Origin of the sequence: Klebsiella planticola ATCC 33531 (genome assembly GCF_000735435.1) — a bacterium.
GTDB classification, from domain to species: Bacteria; Pseudomonadota; Gammaproteobacteria; order Enterobacterales; family Enterobacteriaceae; genus Klebsiella; species Klebsiella planticola.
Genome location: NZ_JMPP01000055.1, coordinates 20,215 through 32,652 on the forward strand (window position 1 = coordinate 20,215; position 12,438 = coordinate 32,652).

The 12,438-nt window shown below is 56.4% G+C and carries 12 protein-coding genes and 1 pseudogene; 5 read left to right on the forward strand and 8 right to left on the reverse strand.

Going from position 1 to position 12,438, the window contains the following annotated elements; all coding sequences use genetic code 11:
* The first annotated feature begins 33 nt into the window (after window positions 1–33).
* A complete protein-coding gene (hpxO, locus tag GRPL_RS05225) occupies window positions 34–1,188 on the forward strand; it encodes an FAD-dependent urate hydroxylase HpxO (protein ID WP_032700349.1) in 1,155 nt (384 codons plus the stop codon).
* On the opposite strand, the gene hpxR is transcribed toward hpxO, so the two are convergent.
* A complete protein-coding gene (hpxR, locus tag GRPL_RS05220; RefSeq protein WP_032688461.1) occupies window positions 1,185–2,102 on the reverse strand; it encodes a LysR family hpxDE operon transcriptional regulator HpxR in 918 nt (305 codons plus the stop codon). The genes hpxO and hpxR overlap by 4 nt on opposite strands.
* 126 nt (window positions 2,103–2,228) lie before the next feature.
* Between hpxR and hpxD the strand changes: the two genes are divergently transcribed.
* The 3 genes from hpxD (at window position 2,229) to GRPL_RS05205 (ending at window position 4,818) form a co-directional block, all read left to right on the forward strand.
* The gene (hpxD, locus tag GRPL_RS05215; protein ID WP_032700350.1) at window positions 2,229–3,266 is read left to right on the forward strand and encodes a molybdenum cofactor-independent xanthine hydroxylase subunit HpxD; all 1,038 of its coding nucleotides are present in this window, start codon (window positions 2,229–2,231) and stop codon (window positions 3,264–3,266) included.
* A gap of 13 nt (window positions 3,267–3,279) precedes the next feature.
* On the forward strand, window positions 3,280–4,254 hold the full coding sequence (locus tag GRPL_RS05210) for a PDR/VanB family oxidoreductase (protein ID WP_032700351.1): 975 nt from the start codon (window positions 3,280–3,282) through the stop codon (window positions 4,252–4,254).
* A gap of 222 nt (window positions 4,255–4,476) precedes the next feature.
* On the forward strand, window positions 4,477–4,818 hold the full coding sequence (locus GRPL_RS05205; protein WP_032688465.1) for a hypothetical protein: 342 nt from the start codon (window positions 4,477–4,479) through the stop codon (window positions 4,816–4,818).
* A 176-nt stretch (window positions 4,819–4,994) separates the two neighbouring features.
* Here GRPL_RS05205 and GRPL_RS05200 read toward each other — a convergent pair whose 3' ends face one another.
* The 7 genes from GRPL_RS05200 to GRPL_RS05170 form a co-directional block, all read right to left on the reverse strand.
* The gene (locus GRPL_RS05200) at window positions 4,995–5,315 is read right to left on the reverse strand and encodes a hypothetical protein (protein ID WP_032688466.1); all 321 of its coding nucleotides are present in this window, start codon (window positions 5,313–5,315) and stop codon (window positions 4,995–4,997) included.
* Window positions 5,312–5,557: a hypothetical protein gene (locus GRPL_RS05195; RefSeq protein ID WP_228134584.1), complete on the reverse strand. Its 246-nt coding sequence runs from the start codon at window positions 5,555–5,557 to the stop codon at window positions 5,312–5,314. The genes GRPL_RS05200 and GRPL_RS05195 overlap by 4 nt, the downstream gene beginning before the upstream one ends.
* A gap of 13 nt (window positions 5,558–5,570) precedes the next feature.
* A complete protein-coding gene (locus GRPL_RS05190; RefSeq protein ID WP_032688468.1) occupies window positions 5,571–6,296 on the reverse strand; it encodes a DarT1-associated NADAR antitoxin family protein in 726 nt (241 codons plus the stop codon).
* A 4-nt stretch (window positions 6,297–6,300) separates the two neighbouring features.
* A complete protein-coding gene (locus GRPL_RS05185; protein ID WP_032700353.1) occupies window positions 6,301–7,356 on the reverse strand; it encodes a DarT ssDNA thymidine ADP-ribosyltransferase family protein in 1,056 nt (351 codons plus the stop codon).
* 360 nt (window positions 7,357–7,716) lie between these two features.
* A complete protein-coding gene (locus GRPL_RS05180; protein WP_032695690.1) occupies window positions 7,717–8,739 on the reverse strand; it encodes an ABC transporter ATP-binding protein in 1,023 nt (340 codons plus the stop codon).
* The gene (locus GRPL_RS05175) at window positions 8,740–10,314 is read right to left on the reverse strand and encodes an ABC transporter permease (RefSeq protein ID WP_032700354.1); all 1,575 of its coding nucleotides are present in this window, start codon (window positions 10,312–10,314) and stop codon (window positions 8,740–8,742) included.
* Between the two features lie 24 nt (window positions 10,315–10,338).
* Complete coding sequence (locus GRPL_RS05170; RefSeq protein ID WP_032688471.1) at window positions 10,339–11,355, reverse strand: iron ABC transporter substrate-binding protein; 1,017 nt, start codon at window positions 11,353–11,355, stop codon at window positions 10,339–10,341.
* A gap of 468 nt (window positions 11,356–11,823) precedes the next feature.
* Between GRPL_RS05170 and GRPL_RS0125915 the strand changes: the two are divergent.
* Window positions 11,824–12,255 (forward strand): annotated as a pseudogene (locus GRPL_RS0125915) (GNAT family N-acetyltransferase).
* Window positions 12,256–12,438 lie beyond the last annotated feature (183 nt).

The following is a 12,438-nucleotide window of genomic DNA, read 5'->3' on the forward strand; positions in this document are numbered from 1 at the left end:
ACTTCCCTGATGACGCAATATAAGGAGAACAGCATGAAAGCATTAGTGATTGGTGCCGGTATCGGCGGTCTGAGCGCGGCGGTAGCCCTCAAGAATGCGGGAATTACCTGCGAGGTGTTTGAGGCGGTGAAAGAGATAAAGCCGGTCGGCGCGGCGATCTCCATCTGGCCAAACGGCGTGAAGTGCATGAACAACCTCGGCATGGGCGAGATAATCGAAACCTACGGCGGCCCGATGCACTTTTTAGCCTATAAAGAGTATCAGGGCGGAGAAACCCTGACCCGCTTTAGCCTCGCTCCGCTGGTTGAACGCACCGGTGGCCGCCCCTGCCCGGTGTCACGCAGCGAACTGCAAAGAGAGATGCTCGATTTTTGGGGACGCGAGGCGGTGCAGTTTGGTAAACGGGTGACTCGCGCGGAAGAAAACGCTGACGGTGTCACCGTCTGGTTTAGCGACGGGAGCACGGCCCACGGTGATTTTCTGATCGCCGCCGACGGTAGCCACTCGGCGCTGCGCCCCTATGTACTTGGCCATCAGCCCGAACGCCGCTATGCGGGTTACGTCAACTGGAACGGACTGGTGGATATCGATGAGAGCATTGCGCCGGCGGATCAGTGGACCACCTTTGTCGGCGAAGGCAAACGTGTCTCGCTGATGCCGGTGGCGCATGGCCGTTTCTATTTCTTCTTTGATGTTCCGCTGCCCGCCGGTCTGGCCGAAGATCGGCGCACCCTGCGCGACGATCTCAGCCGCTACTTCAGCGGTTGGGCGCCAGCGGTGCAAAAACTGATTGCCGCCCTGGATCCGCAGACAACCAACCGTGTTGAAATCCATGACATTGAACCCCTGGATACCCTGGTTCGCGGCAAGGTCGCGCTGCTCGGCGATGCCGGTCACAGCACGACCCCGGACATCGGACAGGGCGGCTGCGCGGCGATGGAGGATGCGGTGGTGCTGGGCAATATTTTCCTGGAAAATCGTGAGATTGTTTCCGCGCTGCGGCAGTACGAAGCGCTGCGCTGCGCGCGCGTACGCGACCTGATACTCAAGGCGCGCAAGCGCTGCGACATCACGCACGGGAAAGATATGGCCCTGACCCAGGCGTGGTATCAGGAGCTCAAAGAGGAGACCGGGGAGCGAATTATCAATGGCCTGTGCGAAACCATCCAGGGCGGCCCGCTGGGTTAACCTCCGCCGACGGTTTGCATCTCCTCCATCACCGCCGTCAATTTTTGAATCGCCATTTGCGCCGGACGAGACAGCTGGCGCGATGGCGCCGTACACAGCGCCAGCGTCAGCGGCCGCAGCAGCTTATTGCGCAGCGGAACAAACGCCAGTTGGCCGCTTTTCACCTCATCCAGAACATCCAGCAGGCTCAGAACGGTCACGCCGCTGCCTTTCAGCACCAGCGATTTAATCAGCCGGATATCGTTACAGCTGATGCTGTTGGCCGGGCTAAAATCATAATGGCGATAGAGCAGGCCGACGCGTTCGTGCACAATCAACGGAGCGCCAGGGACAATATGGCGCTGCTGGCTGAGCTCCCCCAGGGAGAGCGCGGCCGCATCCGCCAGGGGGTTATCCGGGCGCATGACAACGCCCATTTCCAGTTCCACAAACGCCAGTACGCTCAGCCCCACCTGGCCTTCCGGATCAAGAATCAGGCCGAAATCGAGATCGGCCTGACGAACTTTTTCGCTGACCGTATGGCTGTCGGCCACCTGCAAAACCAGTTCCAGCCAGTCCCAGGTACCGATAATATCGGCCAGCGCCGCGGCAAAGCTCCCCTCCGCCAGCGCCTGCACCATCCCCACGCTGACCGTTCCACGCTTCAGCCCCTGCAGCTCATCAAACTTTTGCCGGGTCAGGCGAAACTCTTTTTGCCAGCGCAACAGATTGTCATACAGCAGCTCGCCGGCGGTCGTCATTCGCAGCCCTTCCGGTAGACGTTCAAACAGCGGCGTACCAAATGCCTCTTCGGCCTGCAGGATCTGGCGATTGATCGCCGAAGCCGAAATATGCAGCTTTTCAGCGGCCCGACGCAGGCTGCCGCTGCGGGCGACTTCAGCAAAATAGAGCGCAAAACGCGAAAACGGACTCATGTCTACCCTGTCCTCTTTTTTGCAACGGGTTAGTGAATTAATGCTGATGGATGTCAACACCCTAATATGACAACAATAAACTCACAACAATTAAACAAATGTATTCTGTGAGCAGGAAGGAAAATCATGAACAGAGCCGCGCCAACGCCCCCCGCCCATTGCACTTTCGATCCTGAAGACTGGCTACGCCTGGCCCGCTGCTGGCATCCGGTCGCCCGTGCCGAAGATATTGGCGCCGCGCCGGTGAAAGCGGTGCTGCTGGATGAACAGCTGGTTATCTATCGCATTAAGGGCCAGGTCGTGGTCGCGCGCGACGTCTGCCCGCACCGCGGCGTGCCGCTGACGCTGGGCTTCCATGATGAAGAGGGGATCGTTTGTCCCTATCACGGCCTGCGCTTCGGGGAAGATGGTCTCTGCAACCGCATTCCCTCAAGCCCCGATCGGCCGGTACCGGCGAAACTTAATCTCACCTGCTACGCGGTCGAGGAGCGCTACGGGCTCATCTGGACCTGCCTGGCTTTCGATGCGGAAAACCCGATGCCGTTGCCCACCCTTCCCCACTGGGACGATGAGGGCTTCCAGCAGATCAACTGCCCGGCCTTTGAAGTCAACGGCTTTGCCGGTCGCCAGGTCGAGGGATTTCTCGATGTTGCCCACTTCGCCTGGATCCATACCGAGACCTTCGCTGATCCCGATAATCAAGTGGTTCCCGACTATAACCCGCAGGAGACCCCCTTTGGCTTCATCGCCGATTACTGGAGTTCGGTCGGCAATTACCCGGCCAGTTCTGAATTTCGGGCCCCGGATGGCTTCCAGTGGCTGCGTCATTTTGAGTTGCACCTGCCCTTTACGGCAACCCTGACCATCCATTTCCCTGGCGAGGCCCGACTGGTGATCATGAATGCCGCCTCACCGGTATCATCGCGGGTGACCCGAATGTTTGCCCCCATTGCGCGCAATTTTGACCTGCATGTGCCGGTGGAAGAGGTACATGCGTTCAACCTGCGCGTGTTCGAAGAGGACCGTCTGATGGTGGAGACTCAACGTCCGGAACGGCTGCCGCTGGACTTAACGCTTGAGGCGCACATTCCCGCCGATCGCAGTTCAATCGCCTATCGCCGTAGCCTGAAGAAAATGGGTTTTGGTGAGTTTTTCCTGGTGTAAAGGGAGAAGAGTGATGAGTGACGTACTGAAGGTCGTTGTCGATGGCCTGTGGCGCGAGGGGGACAAAAGCCTCGCCATCAAATTGTTAGCACCGGACGGTAGACCGCTTCCCGGCTGGCTGCCGGGGGCACATATTGACGTTCACCTGCCCTGCGGGATAATTCGCCAGTATTCGCTTACCGGTCGCCACGCCGAAGCGGGCGCCGACGCTTACCTGATCTGCGTGAGTCGGGAGGGCGCCTCCCGCGGCGGGTCACGCTATATTCATGAGACGCTGCGCCCGGGCCAGACGCTGCTTATCTCTCCGCCGCGCAATCTGTTTGCGCTGCAGCCTGCGCGACAGGTTACGCTGCTGGCCGCCGGCATTGGCATCACGCCGCTGTATACCATGGCCCTGCATCTCGACGCGGCGGGCACGCCGTTTGAGCTGCACTACTACGTTAAGCGTCGGGAAAATGCGGCCTTTGTCGGCGAAATAGCAAAAATCATCAGCCATGGCACCTGCGTGGTCCATTGTTCAGATGAAGGGCAAAGTCCGCGCTCGTCGTTGGCTGATACGCTGGGCGATGCGCGCGCCGACCACCATCTGTATCTCTGCGGCCCGTCGGGTTTTATGGATACCGCCCGGCGAATTGCGGCGGAGAAAAACTGGCCCGAGGCGCAGGTTCACAGCGAAGCCTTCCAGCCGCTGAAGGCCGCCGCGACGAGCGATGATCAGGATACGTTTACCGTCACCCTGGCGTCGTCGGGCGAGACGTGGCCGGTTCCGGGCGATAAGACCATTGCCCAGGTGCTTCAGGAACATGGCGTCGCCGTGCCGCTCTCCTGCGAAATGGGGATGTGCGGCGCCTGCCTGACACCGCTGATGGCCGGTGAGGCCGATCATCGTGATACGGTACAGTCAGAGGCCGAGAAATCTGCCGCCGCGCAGCAGATAGCCCTGTGCTGCTCGCGCAGCCGCTCGGCAAACTTAGTCATTGATTTGTAATTTTTGCCCTCTCCGGGGTCTGATGATAGCGCACCACAGGATCTCAGACGCCGGGCCTGCCCCACTCCCGCCGGTAAAATAAAATTCATTTAAATCAGCGACATATAAAATCATGCCATTCATTCATAATTAAGATAAAAATTATTCATTTCCTTTCTGAATCAATCACCGCCATATTTGTATGACAAATAACTCCACAGCGAAACGGGCCGCGCCGATATCATGGTAACGACACTGCAAGAGAAACAGGTTCAGGCGCAAAGTCTACAGGAGCGGGGATTATTGCGGCGTGCCTTAGCGCTGTGGAACGAAATCGCGCGACACGGCGACAGCGAACTGACGCCGATAGCCCGCCACAAACAACAGGAGATCGCCGCGCTGCTGACGCAGCAAAAAGTAGAGAAAGAGGCAGCGAAATATCACTGCCGATCCCATATCGACGCCGATCGGGAATGGATTATGACGCATCTGCGTAACGGCATGAAGCCGAGGGAGATTGAAGGGTTAACGCGGCGTTCCAGCGCGTTTATCTACCGCTGCAAAAAGCTGCTGGCCGGAGAATAACCCCGGGCTCCAACGATAGCTGACCAGCTTTCTGGGTATTGCAGCCTGTGCCGCCGTTCCCAGACAGGTGTTCAGGAACCCCCGAAACACCAATCATAATATGGAGTTGTATCCGAGTCTTCGCCAGCCAGCTCCTGGCTGGCTTTTTTTCACCGCCCGAATGCGGCCATGGCGGCTTACTTTCCGGGGCGTTTTTCATTCAGCAGCCGGGCGTATCTGGCCCTGTTTTCTTCATACAGCGCGTTAAACGTCTGCCGATTTTGGGGATCCATTCCCGCCAGCATCGCCTCTTGTTTTTCCTGACGCTGGATACGCTCCTGCACCGATTTCAATGCGGCTTCCATAGCAATCAGCTCTCCGGAGAGGGCGCTTTCCAGCATTGAGCGATACAAATACTCGCGTGCCAGCGTTCCGAGCGCATTATTGGCCTGGTTGATGGCGTCGTGGGTTTTATTAAGGGATTCGGCAACGGCGGCCAGGATTTTGTTCTCGTTCATTTTTTCGTCTCCCCGACCGACAGCAATGCCAGCGTCTCCGTCAGGCTACGGTGAAACATTTCGCGCTGGGTAATGGTCATCGCATCCACCGCTTTTTTCACCGCCTGGAGGCGGGCGTAATAGTCGCCCATCACCGCTTCGCGAATCGCCTGCTTACGCACCTGCGGTATATCGTCAAAGGTCTCTGCCGCAGAAGAAGTCGGCACAGGGATATCGCCATTGGGTAGTTGACTTGCCATCATCGCTCCTGATTGCTTAGAAAAGAGACATATTGCGGAGATCGCCATCGCTGGTGTTGTGAATGGTGAAGCGTTCGATCAGTGCGATGAACGCATCTCGCGGGGGAATTGCCGCTGTTAACAATTGCCGCTGGCGTAGCGCACACCACAGTGCCACGGAGTAGGCCTGGCAGTTGACCGATTTCATGGGATTAAACTCGATGTCGGTAAAGGCCGAATAGTTCAGCACCTGTTCTTTACAAGGCGAGTGGTACAGCGCATTGAGATACAGCCAGTCATAGAAGGCGGTTTTCGGCTCCAGCGGCCAGATAACCGGTTCACGCGCCTCAGTGGGCTGAAAGGAAAAGTGGGCTAAGCGACCCGACGTTTTGAGCAGCTCCGCGCGCCTGGCCTCTTTTGGCGCCTTGCGCATCAGCTCGCGAAAGGGCCCGCGTAACGTTCCGCTATCGGTAAACACTTTCGAAGACTGGAACAGCGATTCCACGCTGATAAATTGTCCGCCGAGGCTACCGACGCCCATGTTAAAGGCGCTGAGCTGAACGCCCAGTGCATCCGGAGATTTACTGGATACTTCAAGAATCTTTGCTCCCGGCGACATCTGCGCGTAACCGTCATGCAGCGCGGCAATCGACTTTTGTTTCTGACTGACCGCCAGACCCGGTGACCAGCTGAAATCCACGTTAACGATGTCCACCAGCGCCTCCCCTTCTCGGGTCGGGATAAAGACGGGACGAACGGCCATAAACTCACCTGAAAGAAAAATGTGAAGGATCAACCACGATGTTCACCGCATAGTCGCGTAACCACGGCGGGATCTTATCCGCGGAATAAAAAACAACGTCACTAATAAACCAGGCGGGAATCTCGCCAGAATATAAAATTTCGGCCTGGATATCATACGGACGATCGCCGGAATCTTCATGATTATCACCGCAAAACATCGCCTGGAAAGCCTGATGTTTTTGCCGCTGCTCCACGCTGATAGCTCTGACGGAGGAAGACGCCGCGTTGCGGTGGCAAAAAATGGCCCGCTTGAGCAAAGCCCGATGATCGAATGATGGTTGGGTGGGTCCGCTAATCAACTCTTTTTTTATTTTGAGGATTACCCAGTCGCGATCGCGTAGCCCGTTGGAATATTTGTAGAGCATTTTTTTATTCACCTCACCTAACGAGAGGGAAATAGCATCTCGCACCCCTTCCAGCCGCAGTTCGTCATTATAGTGAAAACTGTGCCCGCCCTCTTCGAGTCTTTGGCGGCTAATAATCCCAGATTTAAATATGCTTCTCAGATTTGACAGATGACTAAAGTGATACAGCGAAGAAATATTTCGCCGCCGGGTGGAGGAAAAATCAATGACTCGTGCCCAGTTAAATTGCTGAATCGCATAGAAGGGTTTATTCGCAATTAAGCGCATGAAATCATCGTGGACATCGGACATATAAGCCGGTGTCAGGTGAGTTAACCCCGTAATTGCATAGCGCGTTAACATATATTCTTTAAAGCCGTCGATATACATAATAAGATTCAGCGCTTCCGCCATCGTAATACCGGGCGCAGTATTATTTACATCGACCATTAACGGGCGCGGCGCTTTGTCATCCGTCGGTATGTCACCCAAAAGCATTCGCGGCTTCGTCAGCGGCTTGAGCGGATCAACCTGCCGGGTACAGGCTTTCCGTTTTTCAACGTCAACCAACGGCTCGGCTACCCGACTACCTGTTTTAGTAGGGGGCGTTTCTTTTTTCTTTATTAAATTGCCGATAACAACCAGAACGAAAAAAATGCCAATCACAGTCCACATATGAACTCCAGCACAATCATTATTCTATTATTTTGCATTACCGCGCACGCCGTTACGCTTCACCGATAGCAAAGAGGAAGTGCGTGTTATCTTATTCGTATTTTTAGTTATTCAGAGGGCCCACGGCACGTGCAAAGGATGAAGGACGACTCACATTAATCGATTCATTCAGTTAACTCAAGGGTTAACGGTTGCCTGTACGCCGGCATGACGGGCGCGGAAATGCGGCGTGGATAGCGGACAGAGATCCGGACGCAGAATTTTTAGCCGCCAAACCGTGCGTGTCGATATTATTCATCCACGTCACGGTCGCCGGTAGAATAAATGACGCCAGAAATAGCCTGGCGCGATTTTTATTTATTAAGGAATAAATACCCGCCCTTTCCCGCTGACCTCAATATGTACCCGGCGGCCCGGTACCCAGTCCGCCCGGCTGACGGTTTTCAGGGTCAGCGTCTGCTGGGCGATCGCCAGCGTTAAGGTCGACAGATGGCCGGAAAAATCAACGTCGAGGATGGTGACGGCACTCTCCTCATTCTGGCAAGGCGTAATCATCAATTGTTCCGGACGCAGCATCACCCGCCCCTGCCCCGTCGCGTCGTCGTTATCGGTAAGCAGCGCGCCAATCGCGCACTGCGCCCGCCCGCCATGAAGCTCGGCAGGCAGCACCAGCGCATCGCCCAGAAACAGCGCCGTGGCTTCATCGGCGGGCCGCGAATAGACCTCAAACGGGGTGCCCACCTGGGTAAAGCGCCCCTGACGCATGACCGCGACCTGGCTGGCAAACGACAGCGCTTCATTCTGGTCATGGGTCACCAGAATCGAGGCGACGCCGGCCTGGGCAAGCAGGTCTGCCGTCGCCTTTCGCGTGGTGGCACGAAGCCCGGTATCGAGGGCGGAAAAAGGTTCATCCAGCAGCATCAGCGATGGCCGCTGCGCCAGCGCCCGGGCGAGGGCCACGCGCTGCTGCTGGCCGCCGGAAATTTCATGCGGCCAGTGCGTGGCCAACTGCCCATCCAGCGACACCATCTCCATCAATGCCGCGACCCGACGGCGCTTCTCCTGCCGGGAGCAATCTAAGCCCCAGGCAATATTGTCAGCGACGTTAAGGTGCGGGAACAAAGCTCCCTCCTGCGGAACGAAACCGATGCCGCGCTGATGGGCGGGAATAAAAACCCCCTCATCAAACAGCGTCCGGCCCTGCATCACGATGCGCCCGGCATCCGGCGTTTCAAAGCCGGCGAGAATACGCAGCAGCGTTGTTTTCCCGGAGCCGGACGGCCCGACGATGGCCGTCCGGCTGCCGGGGGCCACCGACAGAAAAAGGTTATCCAGCACCTGCACATCGGCAAAAGATTTTGAGATAGCGGTTAATTCCAGCATTTACAGACCTGCAATTTTTTTCGACTGGTGATAGAGCACACCGGTCAACGGTAGAGAAATCGCGATCATCAGCATCGCGTAAGGCGCCGCAGCGACATAATCTATCTCGCTGGTTAATGCCCAAAAGCCGGTGGCCAGCGTACGGGTTCCCAGCGGTGAAAGCAGCAGCGTCGCGGTCAGTTCGTTGCTGACGCCGAGAAAGACCAGAGCGGCCCCGGCCGTCGCCCCCGGCGCGGCGAGACGCAGTGTGATGCTCCACAGCGCCCGCCCCGGGCTTCTTCCCAGACTCCGCGCGACGTTTTCCAGCTCCACCGGCGCCTGGGCGATTCCCGCGCGAAGATTGATCAGCGCACGAGGCATAAACATCAGCAGGTAGGCCAGAAACAGCGTCACTTCGGTCTGATAGATGGGCCGGGCGTAGTGAATGGTCACCGTAACCAGCGCCAGCGCGGTCACGATCCCCGGCAGCGAACTGGTCATGTAATTGCACCCTTCAAGCAGACGAAACAGACGATGCGGATAGCGAATCCCCAGCCAGGCGATGGGGATGCCGCAGGCGGTCGTCAGCAGCGCCCCGCTGGCCCCCAGCATGAGCGTCTGGCGAAGAGAGAGCCACAGGTCGGCGTTCATCCAGTTTTCAAGGCCTCCCAACCACAGCCAGCGGCACAGCACCATCAGCGGTACCCCTAGCGCCAGCAGCACCAGCGCACACAGCAGCGACTGCGCCGCGAAGGTCGCCATCACGTTCATCTGTTTGCGTTTCTGCTCCCGCGCGGCCCCGGCGCCAATACGGGCATAGCGCGCTTTGCCCCGGGTGGCGCTCTCCAGCAGCAGGAACGCCAGACAGCATAGCGCCAGCACGCCGGCCAGCATATTTGCCGCCGGGCCGCTGAACGTGGACTGGAACTGGTCATAGATCGCGGTCGTAAAGGTGTCGAAACGGATCATCGCATACAGGCCGTATTCCGCCAGCAGGTGCAGCGCTACCAGCAGTGCGCCGCCGCAAATGGCCAGCTTCAGCTGCGGCAACACCACGCGGAAAAAAACCAGCCACGGCGGCGTACCCAGCGAGGCAGCAACGTCTTCCAGCGTCGGATCCAGGCGGCGAAGCACCGCCGCTACTGGCATATAGATAAAGGGATAGTAGGCAAGCACCGAGAGGAACACGCCGGAGGAGAGGCCGTGCATCGATGGCACCGCGCTGACCCAGGCATAGCTCTGAACAAACGCCGGTATCGCCAGCGGGGCAACCGCCAGCGCCGACCAGACCTGCCGCCCCGCCAGGGTCGTGCGTTCAGTCAACCACGCGACCGTCACGCCGAGCGCAATGCACGCCGGTACGGTCAGGGCGCTGAGCCACAGCGTATTGCTGAGCAGCTCCCCGACGCGCGGACGGAACACCAGCGCCTTAATGGTCTCCCATCCGGTATCAATACCCACGGCAACGACAAAACCCGGCGGGAGGAGGGCTAATAATGAAAACAGTACCGCTAATGCAACCATCGGAAATGCAGGACGCCTGCGCTCGGGCAGGCGTCGTACTTTTTTTCCGAGTGTAATACTCAGACCAGACATAAGGTATTCACTTCACCGGAGGGATCACAGCAGGCCAGCTTGCGTCATCAGTTCGATAACTTTTTTGCTGTTCAGCGAAGAAGGCTCGACTTTTGGTGCATCCAGCGCTTTCAGCGGCGTCAGTTTCGGGTTAGAGGCGGCATCAACGCCCACGGCATATTCAAATGCATTATTGGTTCTCAGCTGCTCCTGGCCCTGCTTGCCGGTGATCCATTTGATGAAGGCCTGGGCCTGCTCTTTGTGTTTGCTGGAGGCCAGCACGCCACCGCCGGAGATACTCACGAAAGCACCCGGATCCTGATGTTTGAAGTAGTACAGTTTGGTGTTTTTGCTGTTCTCACCGGTTTTGGCCTGATCGACAAAGCGGTAGTAGTGGTAAATCACCCCGCCATCAATTTGCCCGGCATTGACGGCCTTCATCACGGTGCTGTTGCCTTTATAGGCCACGAAGTTGGTTTTCATCGCTTTGAGCCAGTCCAGCGTGGCTTTCTCGCCCTTCAGCGCCAGCATCGCGCTGACAATGGCCTGGAAATCAGCCCCCGATGGCGAAGCGGCCCAGCGCCCTTTCCATTCCGGTTTCGCCAGATCCATCAGAGAATGCGGCAGCTGAGATTCACTGATTTTTTCCGGGTTATAGACAAAAACGGTGCTACGCGCGGCAATGCCGATCCAGCGGCCATGCTCAGGGCGGAATTCCGGCGCGACCTGGCTTAAGGTGTCGGCATTCAGCGGCGCGAATAATTTTGCATTGTCGACCAGCACCATAGACGGGGAGTTTTCCGTCAGGAAAACGTCAGCCGGTGAAGCCGTGCCTTCCTGCACCAGCTGATTTCCCAGCTCGCTATCGCCGCCGTTACGCAGAGTCACTTTAATACCGGTTTCTTTGGTAAAGCCATCCACCCACGACTTGACCAGATTTTCATGCTGCGCGTTATAGACAACAATGCCTTCACCGCTTTCGGCCGCCAGGACCTGAGGGGCAAGAAACACCGAAGCAGCGACGAGCGCGGCGGAGCAATAAGACGACAGGCGAAAATTCATGTGCTAATCCTTAGTATTGATGGACAAATGGCCGCCGATAGCCTGGCCGGAAAGGATTAAAACACAGAGAAATAGGAATGATAATGAAAACAATTCCCATAAAATAAAAATAGTTAAAAATACTGCCCTGCATAGCTTTCTTATCTGAAAATGCTTTATTTAAAACAATGAAAAATGAAAGATTAAAACAACCTTAAGAAAGGTTCGTTTTTTCGCAGAGAATATGAAAAATATGATCTCAGTTGCATTTCTGCCGCGAACAAAAATCCTACACCATCCGTTTAGCCGACGCCAGCAAGCGCGAATATGCGCCACGATAGCGGCAGGTCTTTCCACTGACGGCATGCTCCCCCGGACAGACAACGAGCGCGGCGCGTGAAATGGCCAGCATTTTGTTTTGCCACCGGGCTGGCATTTACGGTGGCGTAATTCAGCATCCCATAATGGATCTTTGTCACGAGGGTTAATATGAATATTTATCAGGCGCAACCCAAGGATGTGGATAAAATCCTGCCCCTGTTTCTGGCATATCGCGAATTTTATGATGTCGCGACATAGCGCGAACAGGCGCGTGATTTTATTCTGCAGCGCTTACAGCTTAATGAATCGACTATTTTCTTTGCTCAAATGGCTGACAAAGTCGTGGGATTGACGCAGCTGTTTTGCTCATTAGAAATGAAGCGTATCTGGTTACTGTATGACTTATTTGTTGATCCTTCTTCCCGTAAACAAGGAGTTGCTGAAGCGCTTATCGCCCGCGCCGGGCAATTAGCCAAAGAGTCCGACCCGGCGTTTATTATGCTCAGTACCGCAACGGATAATACGCAAGCGCTGTATGAGAAAAATGGCTTCGTACGCGACACGGATTTATACGTCTATAATAAGATGTTAAATAAATAACCGCTCTCGCGACCCCGATAATATATCGGGGTCGCGCGCCCTGCACGCTGCACGCTGCTGGCGAGCAAGGTAGAGCAGATGCCCTGAAAGCTGAGCATCGAATGATGCGTAGAGAACCCACCGCCAAATATCGCGTGGGTTCCGTGCGGCAACGGCTGAAATAATGCAGTTGCCAACTTGTGC